Below are 24,698 nucleotides of genomic sequence, written 5' to 3'. Positions count from 1 at the left end.
GGGCGGGCGTCAAGTGGCAACAGCCGCGCCCACCCGCCGATTCCCGCGAAACGCCCATTGCGGCAACATGTGCTCGTTCGGTACCACGAGATCCCCGCCCGTGCCACGGACGGCGACGTCGCTCTAACGGACCGTTAGACGATTCCCGTGGCCTCCGCGACCGCAGCCATCTGTTCCGGAGAGAGCCCGCGTACGCCGCCCACCTCCGCGCCCGCTAGCTTCGCGTCGGCGAGCCGGACCCCCTTCATGTCCGCGTGGTCAAGCTTGGCCCCTTTCAGGTCCGCGCCGTTGAGCTGCGCGTCCCACAGGAACGCGCCGGTGAGGTGGGCGCCCTTCAGGTCCGCGCCGTTGAGCTGTGCGTTCCACAGATGAGCGCCTTCGAGCCGTGCGTCCCGAAGGACCGCGTCGTTCAACTGCGCGTCCCTCAAGTCGGCGTGTTGAAGCTGCGCACGCCAAAGGAACGCGCGGTTCAGCTGTGTGCCTCCAAGGACCGCGTCGCTGAGCCGTGCGCGCCACAGGTGGGTGTCGTTGAGTCGCGCGTCGCGGAGGCAAGCGCCCTCCAGCCGCGTGCCTCTCAGGTACGCGCCGTCGAGGTCGGCCCCCGTCAGGTCCGCATGAGCGAGGCGAGCACCTTGCAGGTTCGCGGCGGCCAGCGACGCTGAACGGAGGTTGGCCCCCCGCAGGTCGGTGCGGTTGAGGTCGAGTGGATGGGGCTCGGGCCGCTTCGGACGGCGGCTGATGACGGACAGCGCTGCTTGGATATCGGTTGCGGGACGGTCCCGCTCGGTATCCGTCGGGGCGTCGTCGATTCCAGTCGGTGGGTGCATCCAACGTCCGTGGCCGGACGCACCGGTCGGCTGCTCCCTCACTGGGGCGTTCTCACGAACGAAGGACACAAGTACCTCGACCACCGTCGAGTGATCACGCTCGGACTCGAGCATGACGTGCTCCAGCGCGTAGATTCCCCCGATCCGTTCCTCCATCTTCTCGGACGCCAATTGGGCGATGGCCGCAGTGTAGCGGTCGGTGAACTGGCCGCGCCGGTTCAGCAGGTAGTTCGTCGCGGTGAAGACCAGGGCCGACAACGCGGCCGTGCCGCCCGACGCCTGCAAGAGCGTCTGGCGCACCGCGTTGATCGCCGCCGCTTCCTCTCGGTCAGGCAGCCGATGCACCTCGGGCCCTGCGGCCCAGTCGGTCACCGGCCCCAAGATCAGCCACAGGAGGAGCACCGCGCCACCGATGGCCGTTACGGCGAGTAGCCGCATCCTGTACCGCCACATCCTTGCCCGCACGACCTGTCCGATTTCTGCGATGTTCTGCATGGCGGCATTCCACCGCACGGGCCGCGTCCCGTCAGCCGCTTGCGCGATTCCGTGGATAATCCGTTCCGCCAGGTTCCCGGCCTTGCCGTCACCTGCGTCGCCGCGCGCGTCGCGCAGGCTCTCGACTCGTCTTCCACCACCGCCGGGGCGGCGTGCGCATGCCCGTAGCCGCCGGCACCCCGGGTTGTCGGCCTCCCGGCAGCCCGACCGGGCCCGGGGCCGCTATCCTCCGCGGATGGACACGACAGGGGCCGCGGCGTTCGACGCGGCGGCCGACGGCTACGACGACGCCTTCCACACCACCGTCGCCGACGCGCTCACGGTGCGGGCGGCCGGCGCCGACCCCGTGCGGCTGGTCTACGACGCGGCCACCGGCAGCGGGGCGGCGGCGTTCGCCGCCGTCCGGCTGCTCGACCCCGAACGGGTGGTGGCCGTCGACTTCTCGCCCCGGATGCTGGAGCGCGCGCGGCAGCGGGCGGACCGGCTCGACCCCGGCGGGCGGATCGACTGGCGGACCGGGCCGGCCGTTCCCGCGCCCCTGCCCGACGGGTCCGCCGACGTCGTCCTCTGCGCGTCGTCGCTGCACTTCCTGGGTGCGGCCGCGCTGCGCGACTGGCGGCGGGTGCTCCGCCCCGGCGGACGGGTGGCGTTCAGTCTGCCGACCGCCGCCACGTTCACCCCCTCGGCGGCGTTCGCCGCCCTCGTCGCCGCCGACCTCCCGGTACCGGACGCCCCCGACGCGGCCGCCGCGCTCGCCGCCGCCGCCGGCTTCACCGGGATCACGGCCGAGCGCCTCGACGTCGCCGGCCCGCACGCCCGCACCGTCCTCCTCGTCCACGCCACCCGCCCCCACGACCGCTGACCCCGCCCGTTCTCGGGCCGCCCCCACGGCCCGACGCGCGGTGATCTCGACGCCGTCGGGGCACGGGAGCGCTCCCGTGCCCGTGCCCCGACGGCGCCGAGATCAACGGGGAGGCTCAAGAACGAAGAGCGGCCGGGCCCGCAGGGGACCCGGCCGCGTGCGTGGGGCCGTCAGGCCGCCGAGTCGAGCAGCAGCAGGCGGTCCAGCATGTCCTGGAGCGTCACCAGCCCCACCATCCCGGCCTCGTCCTCCACGAGGGCCAGGTGGCTGCGGCTCTCGCGCATGATGCTGAGCGCCGCGTAGATCGGGGTGGTGGCCTCCAGGGTGAGTACCGGGCGCATCAGGTCGGCCGCCGTGGTGTCGGGCGCGCTGGTCAGCGCGTCGCGGACGTGCAGCACCCCCACCGGCGTGTCGCCCTCGCTGTCCAGCACGACCAGGCGCAGGTGGCCCGACTCGCGCGACACCCGCTTGATGTCGTCCAGGCCCGCCTCCGGGCGGACCCCGGCCAGCTCGTCGCGCGGGGTCACGATCTCGCGCAGCGGGCGGGAGTTGACCTCCAGCGCCGTGGCGAGCTGCTCGCGGCGGTCCTCGTCCAGGGCGCCCGCCTTGGCCGAGTGGTCCACCAGCTCCCGCAGGTCCTCGGGGCCGTGCCCCGACGCGACCTCGTCCACCGCGTCGACGCCCACCCGGTGCAGGCACCAGTTGGCCATGCCGTTCAGGGTCACCAGCACGGGGCGGGTGAACCACATGAACGCCCGCATCGGGATGGCCAGCAGGGTCGCCGACCGCTCCGGGTGCGAGATGGCCCAGGACTTGGGCGCCATCTCACCCACGACCAGGTGCAGGAACGTCACCACGACCAGCGACACCACGAACGACACCACATAGGACACGGCCTCGGGCAGCCACCCGTGGAACAGCGGCTCCAGCAGGTGGTGCACCGCCGGCTTGGTGATGGCGCCCAGCGCCAGCGTGCACAGCGTGATGCCGAGCTGGGAGCCCGCCAGCAGCAGCGACAGGTCGCGGGCGCTCTTCAGCGCCGCCCGCGCCGACGCGCTGGTCTCGGCGGCCTCCTCCAGCCGGTAGCGGCGCGCCGCCACCAGGGCGAACTCGATCGCGACGAAGAACGCGCTGAGCACGATGATCGCCGCCGAGATCAGCAGGGCGACAACGGGGTTCATGTCGCTCATGCGGACACCTCACTGTTCGGCCGCGCCGGCTCGTCCTCGGGGCGCTCGCGCAGCTCCAGGCGGACGGTCTCGGGCACGTGCCGGTCGACGTTCTCCACGCTCAGCTCCACCGAGCGCAGCGGGTCGCCGTCGTGGGCGCCCGGGTGCCGCGGCAGGTCGATGAGGACGCTGTCGCCGGGCTCGGGGAGCCGGCGCAGCTCGTTGATCACCAGGCCGCCGATGGTCTCGTAGTCGCCGTCGGGCAGGTCGTGCCCGAGCAGCCGCTCGACCTCGTCCACGTGCAGCGCGCCCGGCAGCAGCCAGCTGCCGTCGTCGCCCACGCGCGCCTCACCGGCGTCCTCGGGGTCGTGCTCGTCGGCGATCTCGCCGACCAGCTCCTCGGCGATGTCCTCGGTGGTGATGACCCCCGCCAGGCCGCCGTACTCGTCCACCACGCAGGCGAACTCCTCGTCGGAGTCGCGCAGCCGGTCGAGCACCGCGGGCAGCGGCAGCGACCCCGGCACCAGCACCGGCGGGCGCGCCACCGACGACACCTTCACGGAGCCGAGGTCGGTGTCGCCCAGCGCCAGCACGTCGCGCAGGCAGACGATGCCGATGACGTCGTCCACGTCCTCGCCCATCACGGGGAAGCGCGAGTGCCCGGACGCCATCTGCTCCACCACCCGGCTGACCGGGTCGGCGGACTCGACCGTGGCGACCTGCGGGCGCGGGATCATCGCGTGCTCGGCCGTGCGGTCGTGGAAGTCGAGGGTGCGGTCGAGCAGGGTGGACAGCTCGGCCGGCAGGTCGCCGCTCTCGCGCGACTCCTCGACGATGCGCTCCAGGTCGCGCGGGGTGGCCGCGTGCTGGACGTCCTCGACGGGTTCGATCCGCACCGCCTTGAGCAGCAGGATCGCCGCCTGGTCGAACAGCCAGATCAGCCAGCCGAACGCGCGCAGGTAGATGCGGGTCGACAGGGCCAGCCAGCGCGCCACGGGTTCGGGCCGGGCGATCGCCAGGTTCTTCGGGAACAGCTCACCGAACACCATCTGGACCACCGTGGAGAACAGCAGCGCCAGGACGGTTCCGGCGGCGATCCCGGCGCCGGTGGGGACGCCCGCCACGCCGAGCAGTTCGCCGACGCCCTCACCGATCATCGGCTCGGCGACGTAGCCGACGAGCAGACCGGTGACGGTGATACCGAGCTGGGCACCCGAAAGCATGAACGAGGTGCGGTCGGTGATGTCGAGAGCGCGGCGGGCACCGGTGTCGCCCTGCGCCGCGCGGGCCTTCAGGCGGGAACGGTCGACCGCCATGTAGCCGAACTCCTGGGCGACGAAGTAACCCGTCGCCGCGGTGATCAGAAGGACCACCACCACTCCGAGGAGGATGCTGAGGATGACGCCGGTCATGTCGCACGCACCGCCTCGGAGTGGTCAGTTCCGGTGCGCACGCCCTCTGGTGAGGGGGGCTCGTCTGAGTCGGGGGCACAGCGTCCGATGCGGACGCTGCAGGTACTTCGGGACGGGTCCACTTTTCCTCTCTCTTCTCGCGTACTACGAGAATACAAACGTCGATCCGGAGAAATTCCCCGGAGCCCCAGGTTGAACCACCCGGGACGCGATTTTTCCCCGGCCCGGACGTGCGGGCCGGGGGTGCCCGCAGCGGGCGCCGCCGGGTCAGTCGGCGGCGGTCTCGGGGCCGTCGGCCGCGGGCATGGCGCGCCATTCGCGGCCCCGGGTCTCGGCGACCGCGATGGCGGTGGCGACGGCGACGTTCAGCGACCCGACGCGGCCGATCTGCGGGATGTAGGCGACGGAGTCGACCGCGCCCAGCAGCGCGGGCGAGCACCCGTGGTCCTCGGCGCCCACGGCCAGGCAGACGTCGCCCTCCAGCGGGGCCTCGTGCAGCGGGACGGCGCCGCGCGCCAGCTCGACCGCGACGACGCGGTAGCCGTCGGCGCGGGCCGCGGCGGCGGCGTCGGTGGTGGAGCGCAGCCGCTCCCACCGCAGCTTGGCCTCGGACCCCAGGGCGGTCTTGCCGACCTGCGGGTGCGTGGGCTCGATGGCGTTGCCGGTGAGCCACATCCGGTCGACCCCGAAGGCCGCGCAGGTCCGCAGGATCGACCCCAGGTTGAACGGCTGGGTGACGGACTCGACGATGAGGGCGACACGGCCCTCGGTGCGCCGGCGCCATTGGCGGTTGAGTCGCTTGACGTCAGTGGGGCGCAGCTGCGTGCTCACCTGGGCTGTGTTCCTCGTATCGGGCGTGGTGGGGCGGGTCGAAAGGACAGGATAGGCGATCGGGCGCGCGGCGCCGCCGCCAGGGCGCCGGAGCGTGTTCGCGGGTCCCGCGCCCCTGCGGCCGGGGCCGCCCGCGCGGCGGGCGGCGCCGGGGCCTGCCCGCAGCGGACCTGCCGCGCCCGCCTCAGGCGCGCACGGCGCGCAGGACCCGGAACCCGGCCCGCGAGGCCGCCCGTTCGGTGGGGAACCCGTTGGCGTCGAGCCAGCGCTGCAGGGAGTCCGACCCCAGGTTGCGCTGGACCACCAGGTGGGCGGCCGCGCCGGGGGCGAGCCGGCCGAGCCAGGTGCGCAGCAGGCCGTGCAGGACCGGCTTGCCGACCCGGATCGGCGGGTTGGACCAGATGGCGTCGAAGGGGCCGGCCAGCGGGTCGGCCGCGTCCGTGGCGCCCTCCGCGCCGTCCGGGTCCTCCTGGTCCTCGGGGCCCCCGGCGGGCGCGCCGTCGGGGGTGATCAGGTGGAAGCGGGCGTTGCCGAACCCGTTGGCGGCGGCGTTGGCGCGGGCCAGGGCGACGGCGCGGGCGTTGACGTCGACCCCCAGCACCGCGGCGCCGGGGGCGCGGGCCGCCAAGGTCAGGGCGATCGGGCCGTACCCGCAGCCGACGTCGAGCAGCCGCCCCCGCTGGGGCGGCGCGGGCACGCTCTCCAGCAGGACGCGGGTGCCGAGGTCGACCCGGTCGGGGGAGAACATCCCGCGGTCGGTGCCCAGCCGGAGGTGGACGTCGGCCAGGACGAGGTCGACCGTCGCGGGCCGGCTGGCCGCGCCGGGATCGGGGTCGAAGTAGTGCTGCGCCACGCGGCGACGCTACCAGCAGCGGAGCCGTCGGCGGGCCCGCCCGGGTGGAGCGACCGACCGGCCGGTCGGTACTGTGGGGCGCGCACCGTGCACCGAGGAAAGGACGCCGCTCGTGGGACGTTTCGACGGGAAGGTCGCGATCATCACCGGGGCGAGCCGGGGGATCGGCTTCGCCGCGGCCCGCCGCATCGCCGACGAGGGCGGCCGGGTGGTCATCACCGCCCGCAAGCCCGAACCGCTGGCGAAGGCCGTGGCCGAACTGGGCGGCGCCGGCACCGCCCTGGGCATCGCGGGCAAGGCCCACGACGCCGAGCACCGCGCCGAGGTGATCGAGCGCACCCTGGCGGAGTTCGGCCGCATCGACGTGCTCGTCAACAACACCGGCATCAACCCGGTGTTCGACGCGATCGTCAACGTCGAGCCCGCGGCCATGGCCAAGATCTTCGAGGTCAACGTGATCGCCGCCATGGCGTGGGTGAGTGCCGCCTACCACGCGTGGATGAAGGAGCACGGCGGCGCGGTCGTCAACGTCGCGTCGCTGGCCGGGCAGCACCCCTCGCCGGGCATCGCCGTCTACGGCGCGAGCAAGGCCGCGCTGATCAACCTCACCGGGCAGCTCGCCTACGAGCTGGCGCCCGGCATCCGGGTCAACGCCGTGGCCCCCGCCGTGGTGCGCACCAGCTTCGCCACCGCCCTGTTCGCCGAGAACGAGGCCGAGGTCGCCGCCGGCTACCCCCTGCGCCGCCTCGGTGAACCCGAGGACGTCGCCGCCGCCATCGCCTACCTCGCCTCCGACGAGGCGTCCTGGGTCACCGGGCAGACCCACACCCTCGACGGCGGCCGCACCCTCAGCGCCGGCGTGGAGTAGCCCGCGGGCGGGGCGGCGCGCCCGCGCGGACCCGCGCGGCCCGGGGCCCCGGGCGCGGGGTAAGGCCCCTGACCATTGCGTCCGCTCCGGACGGCGGCGAAAATGGTCGGAACGGGCACCGCGGACCACCGGCGGGCACGCCGCGCGCCGGACCGCCCGGGGCCGCCCCGCCCCGACCGGCCCGACACCACGGTTGATGGAGGTGGCCAAGATGCACACCACGAAGCGGTGGAACATCGACGTCCTGCTCTCGGAGGAGACCGACGGCGACACCTGCCGGACCTGGGCCGAGGTCGGCCTGGACGCCGAGGACGGCGCGCACCTGCGCGGCCACGGCATGGCCCGCAAGCACCCCGCCGACCTCGACGTGCCCGAGATCGGCGACGAACTCGCCGTCTCGCGCGCCCTGGCCGACCTCGCCCGGAACATGCGCCGGGCCGCCGCCGAGGACATCTCGGAGCAGACCGGCACCCCGTGGCGCGCGTGACCGCCCGCGCCGAACCGCCCGCCGTCCGGCCCGCCCCGGCGCCGCGCCGCCCAGCGGCGGCCGGACACGGCCGGTTGTGGACGCGTCGCCGAGGGGTGAAGTTCACTGAGGCGTGATCATGCTGGGGCAGACTCAACGGATATGACCACCTCTCCTGGCCCGCCTGCGCGCGTCCTGGGCACCGCCGACGCGGTGACCCTCGGCGCCGCCGCGATGATCGGCGCGGGCGTCTTCGCGGTGTTCGCGCCGGCGGCCGAGAAGGCCGGGGCGTGGCTGCCGGCCGCCCTGCTGATCGCCGCCGTGGTGGCCTACTGCAACGCCACCTCCTCGGCGCGGCTGGCGGCCCGCCACCCCCAGTCCGGCGGCACCTACGTCTACGGGCGCGAACGGCTGGGCGAACTGTGGGGCTACCTCGCCGGGTGGGCGTTCGTCGTGGGCAAGACCGCCTCCTGCGCGGCCATGGCGCTGACCTTCGCCGCCTACGCCTTCCCCGGCTGGGAGCGGCCGATGGCGGTGGCCTCGATCGCCGCGCTCACCGCGGTCAACTACCACGGGGTGCGCCGCTCGGCCTGGTTCACCCGGCTGCTGCTGGCCGCCGTGCTGGCCGTCCTCGCGGCGGTCGTCGCGGTCGCGCTCGGCGGCAGCGAGGCGCGCCTGGACCAGCTCTCCGTGCAGGGCGTGTGGCCCGGGTTCTTCGGGGTCTTCGGCGCCGCGGGCATGCTGTTCTTCGCGTTCGCCGGCTATGCCCGCATCGCCACACTGGGGTCCGAGGTCCGCGAGCCCCGCACCACCATCCCGCGGGCGATCACGCTCACCTTGGGCGGGGTGTTCGCCGTCTACCTGCTGGTGGGCGCGTCCGCGCTGACCGTGCTCGGCCGCGAAGGGCTGGCCGCCAGCGCCGCGCCGCTGGTCGACACCGTCGTCGCCGCCGGGTGGCCGGTCCTGTCCCCGGCCGTCGTCGCGGGCGCCGCCCTGGCCAGCCTGGGCGCGCTGCTGACCCTGCAGCTCGGCGTGTCGCGGACGGTCGCGGCCATGGCCGCCGACGGCCACCTGCCCCGCGTCCTGGCCGCCGTCCACGGGCGCACCGGGGCGCCCTATCGGGCCGAGATCGCGGTCGGCGCGGCCGCGTGCCTGCTGGTGCTGGCGGTCGACCTGCGGGGGGCCATCGGCTTCTCCGCGTTCGGGGTGCTCGCCTACTACCTCATCGCCAACGCGTCGGCGCTGCGCCTGGGGCCGCAGGAGAACCGGCCCCCGCTGCTGGTGCCGGTCACCGGCCTGGCGGGGTGCGTGGTGCTCGGGCTCAGCCTGCCGCTGCCGTCGGTCGTGGCGGGCGCCGCCGTGCTCGCCGCCGGAGCGGGGGTGTGGCTGCTGCGCCGCGCGGTGCCGGCGCGGCGCGGCTGACCGCCCGCCGCTACCGCCCCTCCGCCGCCGCTCCCAGCGACCCCAGGGCGCGCCGGGCGGTGAGCGACAGCCGCAGGTGCGGCAGGTCCTCGGGGGCGAACCAGCCGCAGTCGGCGGTCGACCCCGCGGTCTCGGTGACCCGGGTCGGCACCGGCGCGGCGACGTGCGCGTGGAAGAACACCCAGACCGCGTAGATGTCGGTGGGCCGGTTCTCGGGGCCCATCTGCCCCGGCCGGGCGTGGTGGGAGATCGCGACCAGCCGGCCCACCCCGCCGTCCTGCCCGGTCTCCTCGTAGATCTCGCGGCGCAGCGCGGCCCGCGCGTCCTCCCCGTGGTCCACGCCGCCGCCCGGCAGGTGCCAGGTGCCGGCCCCCGGGAACCCGGGGGCGATCAGGGCCAGCAGGATGCGCCCGGCCGGGTCGGTCACCACGCCGTAGGAGGCGAACCGGCGCAGCGACGGCACCGGCCGGTCCGGCTCCTCGGCCAGCAGGTCCCCAGGGCGCGGGAGCCACGGCCGGGGCGGCGCGGAGAACGGGGCGTCGGACGCCGCTCCGGCGGGGGTGTAGAACAGCCGGTCGACGTGCAGCTCCAGCGGTCCGCCGGGGGTGTCGACGACGGCGATCTCGGTGCGCGCGTCGCGGGCCGTGAGCGGCGCGTCGGCGGGCAGGCCGCCCGCAGCGCGGGCGACCTCGGCCGGGTCGTCGCCGAAGCGCACCAGCCGGCCCGGGGCCGTGGTCGCGCCGTCCGCCCCGACGACGTGCGCGGTCACCCGGCGTCCCCGGCGGGGGGCCGGGGCCGGGCCGTCGGTCGGCGCCGCGGCATCGGAGGGGGCGGGGGGCACGGGGTCGGAGGCGTCGCGCATGCCCCCAGTCTCCCGCCCCGGACCCGGCCGATGATCACCGGGGGCGGGGGCGGGGGCGGGTCAGGGGCGCGGTGCGGCGGCGGCGAGCCAGGACGCCAGCGCGGCGTCGCGGTGCGCGGGCTCCCACGGGGCGCCGACGGTGCGGCCCCAGGCGGCCAGCCGCTCCTCGGCGGCGTCGGCCTCCAGGCCGAGCGCGGCGGCGGCGAAGCCGGGCAGGTCGGCGTCGGGGTAGCGCAGCACGCCGATCCCGCGCTCCTCGGCGGCCGCGGCCAGCGCCTCGCGGTACAGGGCGCGCTCGGCGGCGAGCGCGCGCTGGGGCGAGCCGAGGACGTCGGCCAGCGGCACGTCCAGGGCGGCCGAGGCGGTGTCGTCGATGGCGACGGCCGCGACGTCGATCCCCTCGGGGGCGAGGTCGGCGACCAGCGCGTCGAACGCGGCGCCCGCGGCCTCGGCGGCCGCCGCGGCGACCCGCCGGACCAGCGGCTGGGCGTCGTCGGGACGGAGCCCGGCGGCGGCGTGGTAGACCCGCGCGGGCAGGTCACCGCCGACGAGGACGAGGTCGCGGAGGTCGAGGATCTCCGGGGCGGCGCCGCCGGCGGCGCGCAGGGTGACGAGGGCGGCCCGGCCGGTGCCGTCGGTGCCGCCGAGGTCGCGCACCCCCACGGCGACGCGGCTCATGGCCGCCGCCCGGAGCGGTCGCGGGGACGCGGCGGGCGGCCGCCGGAGCAGGGAGAGGGCCGTTCACGCATGGGGTCCATCGTAGTGCGCCGCACCCGGCCGGACACCGGCGCGGCGGCCGCCGGGTCGGGGAGCGGTGGCACTTGGAGATGGCAGCGGGGCACCGGCGCGGGGGCCGCCGGGTCCGGGAGCGGGGGCACCCGGAGACGGCGGCCGGGCGCCGCACCGAGGGGCGCCGGTAGGGGAGTGGGACCGCCGAACGCCTGCGGCCGGGCACCGGCCCGGGGTCCGCCGGGTCGGGGAGCGGTGACACCTGGGGAGGGCGGCCGGACACCGATACGGGGGTCCGTCGGGGTCCGGGAGCGCCGTTTGGAGGCGGTGGCCGGGCACCGGCCCGCCGGGTGGGGGAGCGGTGGCCCTCGGAGACGTCTGTACCTATCGGTATGTACACTGGCGGCCGTCCGGCGGGCCGCGCGCGGCGGCACGGCCCATGCGGCCCGTGCGTGCCGGACCCGGCCGCGCCCCTCCCGGCGCGGCGGCACGGCGAACGGGCCGGGGCGGCGGCCCCGGCCGAGAGAGGAACGCGCATGCCCTTCGTCCGCATCGACGCCCTGCGGGCCGGCCCCGACCGCCTCGACGCGCTCGGCCGCGCGGTCCAGGACGCGCTCACGGCGGCCCTCGGCATCCCGCCCGACGACCGGTTCCAGGTGCTCACCGACCACGACGGCACCGCGAGCACGCTCCGCCACGGCGGCTATCTCGGGGTGGACCGGGACGACGGCGTCGTCTACGTCGCCATCACCCTGCGCGCCGGGCGCACACCCGAGCGGAAGCGCGCCCTGTACCGGGAGATCGCGGCGCGCGCCCACGCCTACGCCGGGACGGAGCCCCGCAACGTGCTGGTCACCCTGACCGAGAACGCGTCGATCGACTGGTCCCTCGGCCACGGCGAGGCCCAGTACGCGCCCGGCCCCGAGGGCGGCGCCGCCGGATGACGCCCGCGCGTCAGCGCGGCCGGTCCGGGGAGGGGGCGGCGCCGCCCTCGCGCGGCACCGCGCGCAGCCGGACCTTGCGGCCGCCCTCACCGTGGCGGCCCTCCTCGCGGAAGCCGTGCCGCAGGTAGAACGCGCGGGCCCGGTGGTTCACGGTGAGGACGTCCACCACCAGGTCGCGGCCACGCCCGGCCGCGCGGTCGAGCAGGCACCGCAGGACGCGCGACCCGATGCCGCGCCCCTGGAACCGGGGGTGGAGTTCGATCAGCCCCAGGTAGTCCTCCGCCGCGCCGTGGTCGAGCGCCAGGACCCCCGCGTCGACCCCGTCGACGGCGATGATCCACCGGCCCGCCGCGCGGAAGGAGCGCCGGTGGTAGGCCCGCTGCTCGGCCTCGTCCCACCCCCACACCTGCGCCACGTAGGGGCCGAGGGCGGCCCGGTGCAGCCGGAAGCAGAACTCGGCGTCGCCCGGCACCGCCGGGCGCAGCTCCACGGTGGGCATCGCGCGGACCTCCGTCCCCCGGGCCCGCCGGCGCGGCGCCCCGCGCGGCCCACTCTCGCAACCCGGCCCGCGCGGCGGTAGTGGCGTGCGGGTGGCCGGGTCACCCGGGGCCGCTCCCCGTTGGCTAGAGCAGGCCGGTCCCGGCGGGGATCAGGCGCAGCAGGCCGGGCAGGCCGGTGATGGTGGTGACCTCAGCGGGCGGGGACGTGTGGCGGGCGCGCCGGTCGATCAGGATGGGGCGCAGCCCCGCCGACACCGCGCCCAGGGCGTCGGCGCGCAGCTGGTCGCCGACGTGCCAGGACTGGGCGGGGGCGACCCCCAGCCGGTGGCAGGCGAGGTGGAAGATGCGCGGGTCCGGCTTGCCCGCCCCGGCGGTGTCGGCGCACACGACCACGGGGAAGTGGCCGCCGATGCCGAGGACCCCGAGCTTGTCGTGCTGCAGCGACTCGATGCCGTTGGTGATGACGCCGAGCCGGATACCGGCCGAGGCCAGCGAGGTGAGCGCGGGGACGACGTCGTCGAAGGCCCGCCAGGCCGACCGGTGGGCGGCGAGGTAGTGGGCGTACAGCTCGTCGCAGTGCTCGTCGGAGACGAAGGAGTGCCCGGCCTGCGTGGCCAGGGCGCGCACGCGCTCGCGGCGCTGCTCGGTCAGCGTGAGCCGGCCCGCGACGTAGGCGCCGAAGGAGATCTCGGTCTGCACGTCCCACAGGTGGCGGGCGGCGGAGAACTCGGGGTGCCCGAGCCGCTCCATGAGGGTGCGCAGTCCGGCGGAACTGGCCGCGTGGTCGTCCAGCAGCGTGTCGTCGAGATCGAAGAAGACCGCCGCTGGCGCGGGGGTGGTGTCCGGCATCGTTCCTTTTCCTCTGGTCCGGCGTTCCCGGCAAGCGGGCAAACATCGCCACGGTATCGGGTGAGCAGCAGGAATCCGGCATCGGGAGCGGAGCAGGGGCCCGCGCGGGCGCTCCGGCCATCCGGCCGCCGCACCCGGCACACGCGGCGGCAACGCCCGCCCCGCCGGGGACGCGCGGCGCACGGGTGGCCGGAAGAGGTCAGGGCAGGCGCTGGAACCACATGAGCGAGGTCACGCCGGTGGCCCCCGCCAGGAGCAGCGCCATGAACACGAACCAGGTGACGATCTCCTGGTCCACGGTCTCGCTGCCCAGCGACGACCCGATGTCGTCGTAGACGTCGCTCAGCTCCTGCTCCGACTCGGCCTCGTAGAAGTGGCCGCGGGTGGAGTCGGCCAGGCGCTCCAGCGCCTCCTTGTCGATGTCGGCCTCGACCGGCTCGCCGTTGATCTCGATGATGGCCGAGCCGGTGCCGAACGCGATGGTGGAGACGGGCACCTGGGCGTCCTCGGCCGCCCTCCCGGCGGCCGTGATGGGCCGCCCGCTGGTGTTCTCGCCGTCGGACAGCAGCACGATCGCGGCCGGCGGCGGGTTCTCGCCGGCCTCCTCGTCGAAGGAGCTGATGGACTGGAGCGACGTGAACACGCCCTCGCCGATGGCGGTCCCCGGCGACATCTGCAGGTTCTCGATGGAGTCGATGACCGCCCGGTGGTCCTGGGTGGGGGAGGAGACCACGCTGGCCGTGGAGGAGAACGCCACCAGGCCGACGTTGAACCGGTCGGGCAGGGAGTCCACGAACCCCTTGGCGGACTCCTTGGCGGCGGTGAGGCGGTCGGGGTCGACGTCGCTGGCGGCCATCGACGGCGACACGTCCATGGCGACGATGATGGTGGCGCGCTCGCGCGGCACCTCGACCGGCATGGCCGGGCGGGCCATGGCGCCGATGAGCACCGCGATGGTCAGGCAGAACAGGACCGCCGGGACGTGCCGCCGCCACCCGGGCCGGCGCGGCGCCACCCGGTCGAGCAGGGCCAGGTTGGTGAACCGCAGCGTGTACCGGGTGCGGCGGCCCTGGACCAGGACGTAGGCGGCCACGAGGGCGGCGAGCGCCAGCAGCAGCCACAGCCAGCCGGCGGATAGGAAGGTCACCCGTGGTCCTCTCTGCGTCGGTCGTGCGCGTGCTGGTCGGGCCCGAGGCCGCCGGGGCGGGGGTCAGCGGGGTACGGCCGGGGTGTGGCGGGCGAGCCGGTGCGCGGTGCGCCGCTGCTCGACCACGAACCGGGCCATGTCCACCACCCAGTCGCGGTCGGTGCGCAGCACCAGGTGCGGGACGCCGCAGCGGCGGAGCGCGGCCTGCACGGCGCCGCGCTGCGCCAGGGCGGCCCGCCGGTAGTCCTCGCGGACCCGTGCGGTGAGGCGGACCTCGCGCACCCGCCCGGTCTCGGGGTCCTGCACGGTGACCAATCCTATGTCGGGAAGGTCGAGTTCGCGGGGATCGAGCACCTCGATGGCGATGGCCTGGTGGCGCGACGCCAGGAGGCGCAGCGGGCGCTCCCAGTCGGGCGGGGCGCCGGGGTCGGGCGGGGTGTCCAGGAAGTCCGACACCACCACGCGCAGCCCGCGCCGGCTCCGGGTGCGGGCGAAGTCGGCCAGCGCGTCGGCGAGGGAGGCCGCCCCGGGCGCGGTGTCGCCGGGGGCGCCGCGCGGCGCGGCGGCGACCGTGGACAGCAGCGACAGCAGCGCGGCGGTGCCCGACCGGGCGGGCCAGCGCCGGATGCGGCCGCGGTGCAGGAAGTGCGCGCCGAACCGGTCGCCCACCCGCTGGGTCAGGATGTTGACGGCGGCCAGCGCGCCGATGGCGATGTCGCGCTTCTCCTGGCTGCCGGTGCCGAAGTCCATGCTGGCCGACAGGTCGAGCAGGGTCCAGGTCTCCAGTTCGCGGTCGGCGACCAGGTCGCGCACGTGCGGCGTGGTGGTGCGGGCGGTCACCGACCAGTCCATGCGGCGGACGTCGTCCTCACCCGGCTGGTAGGTGCGGGCCTCGGCGGGCTCGCTGCCCGGTCCCAGGCGCAGCCCCAGGTGCTCGCCGTGCAGCAGCCCCTCCAGTCGGCGCACCACCTTGAGGTCGAGGTGGTGCAGGGCGGAGTGCAGCCGCGGGTCGAGGCCGGGGGTGCCGGAGAAGGACGGCATGGGCGCTACCGGGCGGCCATCGCGGTCTGCTCCCCGCCGGCCGGGTCGTCCCAGATGACGCGGGGCGGCGGTACCGCCGCCAGCACCCGGTCGACGATCTGGGTGGTGGTGATGCCGTCGGCGAGGGCGTCGAAGGTCAGGACGAGGCGGTGCGCCATGACGTCGCGGGCCAGCGTGCGCACGTCCTCGGGCAGGACGTAGTCGCGGCCGCGCAGCAGGGCGAGCGCGCGCGAGGCGGCGACCAGGCCGAGGGTGGCCCGCGGGCTGGCGCCGACCTCCAGCACCCGGCGCAGCTCTGGCACCCCGTAGTTCTCGGGTTCGCGGGTGGCCATGACCAGCCGCACGATGTAGTCGGCGATGAGCTGGTGGACGTGCACCCGTTCGGCGTCGTGCTGGAGTTCGCGCAGCGTGACGGGGTCGAGGACCTGGTGGGCCTCCGGCGGGGCGGCGCTCATGCGCCGCAGGATCTCCATCTCCTCGTGCGCGCGCGGGTGGGCGACGACGACCTTCATCAGGAACCGGTCGCGCTGGGCCTCGGGGAGCGGGTACACGCCCTCGGACTCGACCGGGTTCTGCGTGGCGATGACGACGAAGGGGTCGGGCAGCCGGTGCGTGGTGCCGCCGAGCGACACCTGCTTCTCGGCCATGACCTCCAGCAGCGAGGACTGCACCTTGGCGGGCGCCCGGTTGATCTCGTCGGCGAGCACGAAGTTGGCGAAGACCGGGCCCAGTTCGACGTCGAACTGCTCGGTGGAGGGGTGGTAGATGCGGGTGCCGACGATGTCGGAGGGCACCAGGTCGGGGGTGAACTGGATGCGGGTGAACGACCCGCCGGTGACCCGGGCCAGCGTGGAGACCGCCAGCGTCTTGGCGATGCCCGGCACGCCCTCCAGGAGGCAGTGGCCGCGCGCGATCAGCGCGATCATGGTGCGCTCGACCATCTGGTCCTGGCCGACGATGACGGTGGAGACCTCCTGCAGCGCCGCCCGCAGCAGCCGCGTGGGCTCGCCCGCGCCGGAGGGGCGGTCGGAGCGGTCGCGGGCGGTGTCGGGCGCGGGGTCGGTTTCCGGCATGTCTCCAGCCTTTCAACGAGCGGTGCCGCCCCCACGGTGCCGCCGCCGGGTACGTTGATGGTCACGCATCGGCGATGCTACCCGTTCGAACCGTGTACGACCGGTCATCGCGGGACCTGTCGGTGAATGTGGCACCGACCACGTTGAGGGAGGACGAGAGTGCCGCTGCAGGATGCCGATCCGCGCCAGCTCGGGGGCTTCCGGCTGAGCGAGCGGGTCAGCGAGGGCCCCGAGGGCGTGGTCTACCGGGCGCACGACTCCCGGGGCCGCGCGGTGAGCGTGGTGATGCTCAGCGCGGGCGCGGCGGCCGACCCGGCGGCGCGCGACCGGTTCGTCGCGGCGGTCACCAAGGGCGTCGGGGTGTCCGGTGCGCCGAAGGTGTTGGCGTCCAACACCGGTGGCGCCGCCGCGCCGTGGGCCGCCGTGCGCGGCGACGGCGCGCAGGCGGGCGCGTTCCTGGCGCCCGTGGGCGTGGTGGGCGCGGGCGCCGGCGAGCGCGCCGGCGGGCCCGCCTACGCCCCGTACTGGGCGGCGGGCGGGGGTACCCCGGCGACCGGCCGCTGGCACTGGCCGGGCGGTGCCGGGCGGGGCGGGGCGGCATCGGTCGACCCCGGGGGCGCGAGCCGGCCCGTGGTGGCCGCGCTGATCGTGGTCCTGCTGCTGTTCGCGGCGCTGCTGGTGGTGCTGTTCCTGTGGCTGTCGCACTTCACGGCGCGGATCGGCGGGGCGGCGGCCGACCGGCCGAGCCCGACGCCCAGCGCGTCCGCGTCGCCGTCGCCCTCACCGGAGGGGTCGGGGTCGGCCGAGCCGACGGACGACCCCAGCGGGAGCCCGTCGGCGTCGCCGCGGCCGTCCGGCAGCGGCGAGCCGACCGACGTGCCCACGGTGGAGCTCGACGAGGACGACTTCCCCGACATGCCGATCGACCCCAGCGGCCAGGCGTAGCAGGGACCGCCCCACCACCCCGGACCGCCGCCGCACACCGGATATGACGGATCTACGCCGTCAAGGTGCTGGTTCCGGGCATACCCGAATGCGCCCCCGCTGTCGCGCACCCCGCTGTCCGCACCCGGCCCCTACGGCGCGCCGTGCACCCGCACCTCGCCCGCCGCCGCCACCGGCTCCCCCTTCAGCAGCGGGGCGAGGAACCCGAGCGCGGCGTGCAGGTCGGCGGTGGCCCCGCCCTCGTGGCCGTTGAACGGCCACACGTCCAGGTCGGCGGGCGCGGCGTAGGCGTGGAAGGCCGCGAACACCGTCGAGGGCGGGCAGACGTCGTCCATCAGCGCCGCCGACAGCAGCGCCGGCGCCTGGGCGCGCGCCGCGAAGTGCACCCCGTCCATATAGGAGAGCGTCCGCAGCGCCGCGGCGGCGTCCCCCCGGTGCACCGCCAGGTAGCGGCGGATCTCGGCGTAGGGGTCCGCGTCGGTGATGGTGACGGCCCGGTCGAACTGGCAGAGGAACGGCACGCGGGAGACGACCGCCGCGACGTCCCCGGTGAGCGCGCCGGCCGCGAGCGCGAGCCCGCCGCCCTGGGAGGTGCCCAGGACGGCGACCCGGGCCGGGTCGACGGCGGGGAGCGCGCGGGCGGCCTCGACCGCGCGGACCGCGTCGGAGATGACCCGGCGGTAGTAGTAGCCGGCCGGGTCGGTGATGCCGCGGGTCATGGAGCCGGGGTGCGCGGGCGGAGCGCCGACCGGGTCGGGGGTGGCGCCGGGCTGGCGGCCGGCGGCGCCCTGGCCGCGCACGTCCATCGTCAGGTGGGCGTATCCGGCGGCGGCCCACACCAGGGAGTCCAGGACGTCGCCCCGCCCGTTGCCGTAGCCGGGGAACTCCACGACGGCCGGCAGCGGCCCCTCCGCCCCTCGGGGGGTGCGCAGCCAGGCGCGCACGGGGTGGCCGCCGAAGCCGGCGTAGGTGACGTCGCGGACCTCGACGGTGCGCAGCGGGGTGGCGGCCGGTGCCGCGCGCACGTCCAGCGGGTGGGCGCGGACCTCCTCCAGGGTGGTGCGCCAGAAGGCGTCGAAGTCGTCGGGGGCGGGGCGTTCGGCGCGGTGCTCGCGCAGGCGGTCCAGGGGCAGGTCGACGTACACGGTGGTGGTGCCTCCTCGCGTGCGGGCGGCCGCGCGCGAGGAGCGCGCGGTCCGGGGTGGGGATACCCCGGGCGCTGCCGTCGCCACCGCAGCGGGGCGGTCCCGGCGCGTCGCGCGGGTGGCCGAAAACCGGTTGCGGGGGGTGGGGGACGCGGTGAGGGTGGCCCCATGAGCGAGAGCGACGAGATCCCGGTCCCGGTGCACCACCCGTCGGTGGCGGAGTTGGCGCGCGACCCGCTGCCGCTGCGGGGGCGGGCCGCCCTGGTCACGGGGGTGAGCCGGCGCGACGGAATCGGGTACGCGGTGGCCCGGCGGTTGGCGGCCTACGGGGCCGACGTGCTGTGCCACCACTTCCGGGCACACGACGAGGCGCAGCCGTGGGGCGCCGACGACCTGGCGGAGGTGCTGGCCGGGGTGCGCGAGGCGGGCGCGGCGCACGGGGCGCGGGTGGCCGGTGTGGACGCGGACATGGCCGATCCGCAGGCGCCGGCGCGGGTGGTCGACGCGGCGGTGGCGGAGTTCGGCCGGCTGGACGTGGTGGTGGCCAACCACGCTCGCAACGGGGGTGACGCGTCGCTGGAGGCGGTGACGGCGGAGATGCTGGACGGGCACTGGGCGGTCGACGCGCGGTCGGTGCTGCTGCTGGCGCAGGCGTTCGCCGCGCGGCACCGGGGTGGTGAGGGCGGGCGGCTGGTGTTCCTGACGTCGGGTCAGGGCCAGGGGCCGATGGTGGGCGAGGTGGCGTACGCGGCGGCCAAGGGGGCGCTGGCGGCGATCACGCTGACGGTGGCCGAGGAGTTGGCGGACCGGCGGATCACGGTGAACACGGTGAACCCGGGGCCGGTGCAGACGGGGTATCTGACCGGGGCGCTGTGGGAGTGGGTGGAGCCGATGTTCCCGTTCGGCCGGTACGGGTTCCCCGACGATCCGGCGCGGTTGATCGCGTGGCTGGCGACGGACGAGGCGCGGTGGATCACGGGGCAGGTGATCAGCACCGAGGGGGGCTTCGCCCGGTGGCGGGCCGGTGGGCGGCGGCCGGAGGGCGGCGCGTGAGCGGGGTGGTGCGGGGGTTGGACGGGGCGGTCGTGCGGTAGGTAGGCGGGCGGAGGCCGAACGGGCCGGACGACGGAGTGGGGTGGGTGCGGTGCTGCTGGACGAGGACGCGATCGCGGAAGGGCTGCGCGGGGTCGAGGGGTGGGAGTGGGTGCCGGATCGGCGCGAGATCCGGCGGTCGGTGCGGTTGCCGGACTTCGTGTCGGCGGTGGGGGTGGTCGCGTCGGTGGCGCGGGTGGCCGAGGAGGTGGGCCACCACCCGGACATGGACATCCGCTACGACCGGGTGGTGTTCCACCTGAGCACGCACGTGGCGGGCGGGGTGACGGCGGCCGACCTGGACCTGGCGGGGCGGATCGACGCCGTTGTGGCGGCGGCCCGGCCGGCGGGGTGAGGGGCCCGGCCCGGTGCGGCGGGGGCGGCACCGGGGGCGGGGTCAGCGCCGGGGGGCGCCCAGGCGTGATCGGCGGATCTTGCCCGAGGGGGTGCGGGGGAGCTGGTCGGCGAAGGTGATGCGGCGCGGGTAGGCGTGGGCGGCGAACCGGGTGCGGACGATCTCGCGGAGTTCGTCGGCGAGGTCGTCGCCGGGGTGGAAGCCCTCGTGCAGGACGACGGTGGCGGCGACGGTCTGGCCGCGGAGTTCGTCGGGGACGCCGTAGACGGCGGTCTCGGCGACGGCGGGGTGCTCCATGAGGGCGGATTCGACGTCGAAGGGGCCGATGCGGTAGCCGGACATGAGGATCGCGTCGTCGTCGCGTGAGGAGAAGTAGAGGTAGCCGTCGCGGTCGCGGCTGCCGGTGTCGCCGGTGAGGTACCAGCGGCCGTCGGGGGTGAAGCGGGCGGCGGTGGCGGCGGGGTTGGCGAGGTAGCCGGTGAACCACATGGCGGGGCTGGCCTTGGCGTCGACGGCGACGCGGCCGAAGGCGCCGGGGGGCGCCTCATCGTCGGCGAGGGTGTCGAGGACGGTCACGGCCCAGCCGGGCAGGGGGGTGCCGGTGGCGGCGGGGCGCAGGTCGGTGGCGGTGTCGGGGTGGTGGTGCTGGCCGACGCAGATGCCGAGTTCGCTCTGGCCGTAGTGGTCGTGGACGGGGACGCCGAAGTGGTCGGTGGCCCAGTCGACGACGTCGGGGTGGAGGGGTTCACCGGCGCTGGAGAGGCGGCGGACGGCGATCTCGGGGGGCAGGGTCTTCAGGGTGGCGCGGAGCGTGCGGTAGACGGTGGGGGAGGCGGCGAGGTTGGTGACGCCCTGGGTGGCGAGGACGTCGAGGGTGAGTTCGGGGTCGAATCCGGCGCGCAGGTGGAGGGTGCGGTGGCCGGCGAGGAGGGGGGAGATGAGGCCGTAGTAGAGGCCGTAGGCCCAGCCGGGGTCGCCGGTGTTCCAGTAGACGTCGTCGTCGGTGACGTCGAGTCCGTAGTGGTGGTGGGCGTGGAGGGCGGCGAGGGCGCGGACGGGGACGGGGACGGCCTTGGGGGGTCCGGCGGTGCCGGAGGTGTGCAGGAGGACGAAGGGGGCGTCGCCGCCGACGGCGGCGGTGGGGGGTGCGGGGTCGGGGGTGGCGGCGAGTTCGGTCAGGGTGTGGTCGCCGGGGCGGAGGGGGCGGGGGCCGGTGGTGGCGACGTGCCAGGGGGCGTCGTGGGGGAGGTCGCGGCCGGGGTCGAGCTTGGGGCGCTGGTCGTCGTCGGCGACGACGAGGCGGACGGTGGGGTGGGTGATGCGGTGGGCGATGGCGGAGGGGGCGAAGGCGGTGAAGAGGGGGACGTGGACGGCGCCGAGCCGCCAGACGGCGAGGGCGGTGACGGCGAGGTCGATGCCTTTGCCCATGAGGGTGGCGACGTGGTCGCCGGGGCCGATGCCGAGGCGGGCGAGGCCGGCGGCGAGAGCGGTGGAGCGGTGGGCGAGTTCGCCGTAGGTGAGGTCGTGGGGGGTGAGGTCGGGGCCGATCTCGGTGAGGGCGGTGTGGTGGGCGGGGTGGCGGTCGCAGAGGAGGTGGGCCACCGATGCGGTGGGGGTGGCGTAGGTGGCGAGCCAGTCGCTGAGGCGCTGCGCCGGGTCGGGCATCGGTGGTGGTCCCCTTTTCCGGTGTTCTGTGGTCGTGTGTGGGGCGGTACCAGCCTATGTCGTGGGTTGTGATGGTGCCCTCACCCGGGGGCGACGGGCGTCTCACCGGGGTGGGCGGGGCGGGGCGCCCGTGCGGGGTGTGGCCTTGGGGGGCGGGAGGCGCGACGATATGGCGCATGGACGTCGCTGCTGTGGTGGACCGGTTCGATCTGGGTGCGGAGATGCGGGGGTGGTTGGAGGAGGCGTCGGGGCTGCCGGTGCCGGAGGGCGGGCTGCCGCTGCCGGGCCGGGCGGAGGCGCCGGCGGTTCTGGCGCGGTTGGGGTGCGAGCCCCGGGACGCCGAGGAGCTGCTGGAGATCTGGCCGGACGCGTCGTGGCCGGTGGAGCTGTGGTGGCTGATGGAGCGGATGTACGCGGTGGTGGCCGCGGACCTGGCGGCGGGGCGGCGGGAGTGGCGGAGCTGGCCGTCGCAGGTGCGGGTGGCCGACGTGCGGGCGCGGTGTGCGGTGGTGTTCGCGCTGGCGGCGGCGGTGCCGCTGCTGGAGCGGGTGTACGACCGGTACGGGGTGCCGGAGGAGGTGCGGGCGGCGACGCTGTCGGACGTGGGCCGGCACGTGGTGAAGACGCGGCAGATCTTCGGGTACCTGGGGTTGGAGATCGCGACGTGGGTGGCGCTGCACTTCCGGGCGGGCCTGTACGAGCTGGGGCGGTTGCAGTACGAGCCGGCGCGGCTGGGCGTGCAGGGGGCGGTGGAGTGGCCCGCGCCGGAGCGGGCGGCGGAGCTGGGCGCGGAGCTGGAGTGGGGGCGGCCGGTGCTGCGGCTGCACATCGCTCCGGGCGGTCCGCTCGACGACGCGGCGGTGGGGGCGTCGCTGGGGCGGGCGCGGGGGTTCTTCCGGGAGCACTTCGGCGCCGACTACCCGGTGGCGACGTGCACGTCGTGGCTGCTGGACCCGCGGTTGGCGGAGTACCTGCCGGAGGGGTCGAACATCGTGCGCTTCCAGCGGCGGTTCACGCTGGTGGAGGGCGAGGGCGCGCCGGGTGAGGCGGACGTGTTCCGGTTCGTGTTCCGGTCGGTGGAGGTGGCTCCGGAGCGGGCGCCGCGGCGGACCACGCTGGAGCGGGCCCTGCTGGACCACCTGGCGGCGGGCGGCACGTGGCGGGTGCGGACGGGGTGGCTGCGCCTGTAGGGGCGGGCGGGCGCGGCGGGGTCACTCGTCGGAGCCGGGGGCGTCGTCGCCGGGGTCGGCGGCGGCGCCCCAGCCGGGGGTGGGGCGGCGTCCCGAGCCGGAGCAGTCGGTGCAGCGGCGGGGGACGACCATCTCCCCGGAGAGGTCGCTGCCGCTGTAGCCGACGACGGTGACGCGCAGTCCGCTGCCCTGGCAGGCGGGGCAGACGATGACGATCTCCATCTCCGCAGGATAGGCGGTGGGCGGGCCGGGGGAGCGGCCCGGGTGCGGCGGGTCAGCCGGTGAGTCCCAGGGCGGCGAGCAGGGCGCGCACCCGGTCGGCGTCGTGGGGGGTGTCGGGGGTGTACTCGCACACGGCGGCGCCGACCAGGTCGTGGTGGGCGGCGATGGCGGCCAGGGCGGCGGCGACGGCGGGGGTGCCGGGGCCGCCGGGGGTGGGGCAGGCGACGGCGGGGAGGTCGCCGGGGTCGCACACGTCGAGATCGAGGTGGATGTAGGCGGGGCCGCCGGCGTGGCGGCGGGCGGTGGCGGCGCGGGGGTCGGCGGCGATCTCGCCGGCGGCGACGCGGTCGATGCCGTGGGCGGTGACGTAGGCGCGTTCGGCGGGGTCGAGGTCGCGGGTGCCGACGAGGGTGACCTGGGCGGGGTGCAGGGCGGGGGCGGGGGTGCCGACGAGGCGGGGGTGGCCGTCGCCGAGCAGGGTGCGCAGGCCCATGCCGTGGGCGCGGCCGCTGGGGGAGGTGGCGGGGGTGTTGAGGTCGGCGTGGGCGTCGACCCAGTAGACGGTGAGGCCGGGGTGGCGGGCGGCGAGGTGGCGCATGGCGGCGAGGTCGCTGGCGCAGTCGCCGCCGAGGGTGAGGACGCGGGCGGGGTCGCGGCGGGCGAGGCGGTCGTGCAGGCGCTGGAGGGTGTCGGCGACGGTGTCGAGGGCCTGCACGCCGTCGTGGGCGGTGGGGGTGCCGTCGGCGACGGAGATGTGCAGGCGGCCGCCGCTGGGGGCGACCATGCGGGCGAGGGCGGCGGCGCCGGCGGCCACGCCGATGTGGCCGCCGCCCTGCCACAGGGGTACCACCAGGTCCACGTCGCGCTGCCACACCATGCCCCGACCCTAGCCGGGGGCGGTGGTGCCCAGCAGGGACGAACGTCCCGGGGCGGGCGGCGGGTGTGTGGTGGGCGGGGGCGGCGGGTAGCGGGCCGGGTCGTCCGGCGGGGGGCCGGAGCGGACGTGGAGGGGAGGGCGGACGGTATGGCGCGCGATGTCATCACGTTGATCACCCGCGACCACCGGGAGCTGGAGGAGATGGTGGACCGGTTGGCGAAAGAGCCGGAGGGCCGGGAGCGGCTCGTGGGCGAGGTCGCGGCGCGGTTCGCGGCGCACGGTGCGGCCGAGGAGGAGCACGTGTACCCGGTGGTGGTGCGGGCGGCGGCGGGGGTGGCGGGGGACCGGGCGGGTGCGGGGGCGGTGGTGCCGGAGGCGGAGGGCGGCGGGGCGGACGTGGTGCGGGGGGCGCGTGAGCACCGGGTGGCGGGTGAGGTGCTGGGGCGGTTGTGCGCGTGTGATCCGAGCTCGCCGGGGTTCGACGACCTGCTGCACGAGTTCGTGGACGTGGTGGTGCGCCACGTGCGCGAGGAGGAGACGCGGGTGCTGCCGGCGTTGCGCGCGGTGGTCGACCCGGCGGGGTTGGAGCGGTTGGGGGAGGGCTTCGAGCGGACGCGGGTGGCGTGGTTGCGGCGGTCGCGGGAGGACGCGGCGGGGCGCGGCGGGGGGTCGGGTGCGCCGCGGCCGAGGGCGGGCGAAGGGGCGTCGGCGGCGGAGGAGCGGGGGGCGCGGGGGCGGCCGCGGGGGTGAGGTGGACGCGGTGCGGGGCGGGCTTGGTGGGCCCGGGTGCCGCCCCGGGGGCGGGGGCGGCACCCGGGGGCGGGGTCAGGGGTGGTAGCGGACGGCGACGGTGGTGT

General features: G+C 76.0%; 26 protein-coding genes. 10 read left to right on the top strand and 16 right to left on the bottom strand.

What is annotated here, in order from left to right; all coding sequences use genetic code 11:
- Window positions 1-134 precede the first annotated feature (134 nt).
- The gene (locus NT8_RS16160) at window positions 135-1,322 is read right to left on the bottom strand and encodes a pentapeptide repeat-containing protein (RefSeq protein ID WP_084468994.1); all 1,188 of its coding nucleotides are present in this window, start codon (window positions 1,320-1,322) and stop codon (window positions 135-137) included.
- A gap of 235 nt (window positions 1,323-1,557) precedes the next feature.
- On the opposite strand from NT8_RS16160, the gene NT8_RS16155 reads away from it, so the two are divergent.
- On the top strand, window positions 1,558-2,184 hold the full coding sequence (locus NT8_RS16155) for a class I SAM-dependent methyltransferase (protein ID WP_067970165.1): 627 nt from the start codon (window positions 1,558-1,560) through the stop codon (window positions 2,182-2,184).
- A 170-nt stretch (window positions 2,185-2,354) separates the two neighbouring features.
- Here the strand turns inward: NT8_RS16155 and NT8_RS16150 are convergent, their stop codons facing one another.
- The 4 genes from NT8_RS16150 to NT8_RS16135 all read right to left on the bottom strand — a co-directional run bounded on the left by NT8_RS16150 (window position 2,355) and on the right by NT8_RS16135 (window position 6,449).
- Window positions 2,355-3,374 carry a hemolysin family protein gene (locus NT8_RS16150; protein WP_067970162.1) on the bottom strand — a complete coding sequence of 340 codons (1,020 nt, stop codon included), beginning with the start codon at window positions 3,372-3,374 and terminating at the stop codon, window positions 2,355-2,357.
- Window positions 3,371-4,765: a hemolysin family protein gene (locus NT8_RS16145; protein WP_067970159.1), complete on the bottom strand. Its 1,395-nt coding sequence runs from the start codon at window positions 4,763-4,765 to the stop codon at window positions 3,371-3,373. Before NT8_RS16145 ends, NT8_RS16150 begins: the two co-directional genes overlap by 4 nt.
- A 267-nt stretch (window positions 4,766-5,032) precedes the next feature.
- Entirely contained in the window at window positions 5,033-5,596 is a 564-nt protein-coding gene (locus tag NT8_RS16140; RefSeq protein ID WP_067970156.1) for a TrmH family RNA methyltransferase, read from the bottom strand.
- A gap of 184 nt (window positions 5,597-5,780) precedes the next feature.
- A complete protein-coding gene (locus NT8_RS16135) occupies window positions 5,781-6,449 on the bottom strand; it encodes a class I SAM-dependent methyltransferase (protein WP_067970153.1) in 669 nt (222 codons plus the stop codon).
- A 112-nt stretch (window positions 6,450-6,561) separates the two neighbouring features.
- Here NT8_RS16135 and NT8_RS16130 point away from each other — a divergent pair, with 112 nt between their 5' ends.
- The 3 genes from NT8_RS16130 to NT8_RS16120 all read left to right on the top strand — a co-directional run bounded on the left by NT8_RS16130 (window position 6,562) and on the right by NT8_RS16120 (window position 9,205).
- Window positions 6,562-7,317 carry an SDR family oxidoreductase gene (locus NT8_RS16130; protein WP_067970150.1) on the top strand — a complete coding sequence of 252 codons (756 nt, stop codon included), beginning with the start codon at window positions 6,562-6,564 and terminating at the stop codon, window positions 7,315-7,317.
- 211 nt (window positions 7,318-7,528) lie between these two features.
- Window positions 7,529-7,804, top strand: coding sequence for a DUF1876 domain-containing protein (locus tag NT8_RS16125; protein ID WP_084468995.1), 276 nt, complete (start codon window positions 7,529-7,531; stop codon window positions 7,802-7,804).
- A 141-nt stretch (window positions 7,805-7,945) separates the two neighbouring features.
- Window positions 7,946-9,205 carry an APC family permease gene (locus NT8_RS16120; RefSeq protein ID WP_067970147.1) on the top strand — a complete coding sequence of 420 codons (1,260 nt, stop codon included), beginning with the start codon at window positions 7,946-7,948 and terminating at the stop codon, window positions 9,203-9,205.
- A gap of 10 nt (window positions 9,206-9,215) precedes the next feature.
- Here NT8_RS16120 and NT8_RS16115 read toward each other — a convergent pair whose 3' ends face one another.
- Window positions 9,216-10,067, bottom strand: coding sequence for an NUDIX hydrolase (locus NT8_RS16115; RefSeq protein WP_067970144.1), 852 nt, complete (start codon window positions 10,065-10,067; stop codon window positions 9,216-9,218).
- Between the two features lie 60 nt (window positions 10,068-10,127).
- Window positions 10,128-10,745 carry a hypothetical protein gene (locus NT8_RS16110; RefSeq protein ID WP_157515852.1) on the bottom strand — a complete coding sequence of 206 codons (618 nt, stop codon included), beginning with the start codon at window positions 10,743-10,745 and terminating at the stop codon, window positions 10,128-10,130.
- 587 nt (window positions 10,746-11,332) lie between these two features.
- Between NT8_RS16110 and NT8_RS16105 the strand changes: the two genes are divergently transcribed.
- Window positions 11,333-11,740 carry a tautomerase family protein gene (locus NT8_RS16105; protein ID WP_067970138.1) on the top strand — a complete coding sequence of 136 codons (408 nt, stop codon included), beginning with the start codon at window positions 11,333-11,335 and terminating at the stop codon, window positions 11,738-11,740.
- A gap of 10 nt (window positions 11,741-11,750) precedes the next feature.
- Here the strand turns inward: NT8_RS16105 and NT8_RS16100 are convergent, their stop codons facing one another.
- From NT8_RS16100 to NT8_RS16080, 5 genes are all read right to left on the bottom strand, one after another.
- Window positions 11,751-12,239, bottom strand: a complete 489-nt coding sequence (locus NT8_RS16100; RefSeq protein WP_067970135.1) for a GNAT family N-acetyltransferase — start codon at window positions 12,237-12,239, stop codon at window positions 11,751-11,753.
- Between the two features lie 124 nt (window positions 12,240-12,363).
- Window positions 12,364-13,089 carry an HAD family hydrolase gene (locus NT8_RS16095; RefSeq protein WP_067970133.1) on the bottom strand — a complete coding sequence of 242 codons (726 nt, stop codon included), beginning with the start codon at window positions 13,087-13,089 and terminating at the stop codon, window positions 12,364-12,366.
- A 199-nt stretch (window positions 13,090-13,288) separates the two neighbouring features.
- Entirely contained in the window at window positions 13,289-14,236 is a 948-nt protein-coding gene (locus NT8_RS16090; protein ID WP_067970130.1) for a VWA domain-containing protein, read from the bottom strand.
- Between the two features lie 63 nt (window positions 14,237-14,299).
- Window positions 14,300-15,277, bottom strand: coding sequence for a DUF58 domain-containing protein (locus NT8_RS16085; protein WP_067970129.1), 978 nt, complete (start codon window positions 15,275-15,277; stop codon window positions 14,300-14,302).
- A 5-nt stretch (window positions 15,278-15,282) separates the two neighbouring features.
- Window positions 15,283-16,350 (bottom strand): AAA family ATPase, encoded by a 1,068-nt coding sequence (locus NT8_RS16080; protein WP_067970126.1) that lies wholly within the window; start codon window positions 16,348-16,350, stop codon window positions 15,283-15,285.
- A 159-nt stretch (window positions 16,351-16,509) separates the two neighbouring features.
- Between NT8_RS16080 and NT8_RS16075 the strand changes: the two genes are divergently transcribed.
- Window positions 16,510-17,295, top strand: coding sequence for a hypothetical protein (locus NT8_RS16075; RefSeq protein ID WP_067970124.1), 786 nt, complete (start codon window positions 16,510-16,512; stop codon window positions 17,293-17,295).
- Window positions 17,296-17,426: 131 nt separating this feature from the next.
- Here the strand turns inward: NT8_RS16075 and NT8_RS16070 are convergent, their stop codons facing one another.
- Window positions 17,427-18,440 carry an acetylxylan esterase gene (locus tag NT8_RS16070; RefSeq protein WP_067970122.1) on the bottom strand — a complete coding sequence of 338 codons (1,014 nt, stop codon included), beginning with the start codon at window positions 18,438-18,440 and terminating at the stop codon, window positions 17,427-17,429.
- Window positions 18,441-18,608: 168 nt separating this feature from the next.
- Between NT8_RS16070 and NT8_RS16065 the strand changes: the two genes are divergently transcribed.
- Together NT8_RS16065 and NT8_RS16060 are read left to right on the top strand one after the other, a co-directional pair.
- Window positions 18,609-19,493: an SDR family oxidoreductase gene (locus tag NT8_RS16065; RefSeq protein WP_067970119.1), complete on the top strand. Its 885-nt coding sequence runs from the start codon at window positions 18,609-18,611 to the stop codon at window positions 19,491-19,493.
- A 91-nt stretch (window positions 19,494-19,584) separates the two neighbouring features.
- On the top strand, window positions 19,585-19,887 hold the full coding sequence (locus tag NT8_RS16060; protein ID WP_067970168.1) for a 4a-hydroxytetrahydrobiopterin dehydratase: 303 nt from the start codon (window positions 19,585-19,587) through the stop codon (window positions 19,885-19,887).
- A 42-nt stretch (window positions 19,888-19,929) separates the two neighbouring features.
- Here NT8_RS16060 and NT8_RS16055 read toward each other — a convergent pair whose 3' ends face one another.
- Complete coding sequence (locus tag NT8_RS16055) at window positions 19,930-21,552, bottom strand: AMP-binding protein (RefSeq protein WP_067970114.1); 1,623 nt, start codon at window positions 21,550-21,552, stop codon at window positions 19,930-19,932.
- 176 nt (window positions 21,553-21,728) lie between these two features.
- On the opposite strand from NT8_RS16055, the gene NT8_RS16050 reads away from it, so the two are divergent.
- Window positions 21,729-22,742: an acyltransferase domain-containing protein gene (locus NT8_RS16050; protein WP_067970110.1), complete on the top strand. Its 1,014-nt coding sequence runs from the start codon at window positions 21,729-21,731 to the stop codon at window positions 22,740-22,742.
- A gap of 21 nt (window positions 22,743-22,763) precedes the next feature.
- Here NT8_RS16050 and NT8_RS16045 read toward each other — a convergent pair whose 3' ends face one another.
- Together NT8_RS16045 and NT8_RS16040 are read right to left on the bottom strand one after the other, a co-directional pair.
- On the bottom strand, window positions 22,764-22,964 hold the full coding sequence (locus tag NT8_RS16045) for a hypothetical protein (RefSeq protein ID WP_067970108.1): 201 nt from the start codon (window positions 22,962-22,964) through the stop codon (window positions 22,764-22,766).
- 52 nt (window positions 22,965-23,016) lie between these two features.
- Window positions 23,017-23,841 carry an arginase family protein gene (locus tag NT8_RS16040; protein WP_067970106.1) on the bottom strand — a complete coding sequence of 275 codons (825 nt, stop codon included), beginning with the start codon at window positions 23,839-23,841 and terminating at the stop codon, window positions 23,017-23,019.
- 147 nt (window positions 23,842-23,988) lie between these two features.
- On the opposite strand from NT8_RS16040, the gene NT8_RS16035 reads away from it, so the two are divergent.
- Window positions 23,989-24,591 carry a hemerythrin domain-containing protein gene (locus NT8_RS16035; RefSeq protein ID WP_157515851.1) on the top strand — a complete coding sequence of 201 codons (603 nt, stop codon included), beginning with the start codon at window positions 23,989-23,991 and terminating at the stop codon, window positions 24,589-24,591.
- The last annotated feature ends 107 nt before the right edge of the window (window positions 24,592-24,698 follow it).

It is taken from the genome of Nocardiopsis trehalosi NBRC 14201 (assembly GCF_001552555.1).
In the GTDB taxonomy this organism is placed as follows: Bacteria; Actinomycetota; Actinomycetes; order Streptosporangiales; family Streptosporangiaceae; genus Nocardiopsis_B; species Nocardiopsis_B trehalosi.
This window is presented reverse-complemented; position numbering and strand designations above follow the sequence as displayed.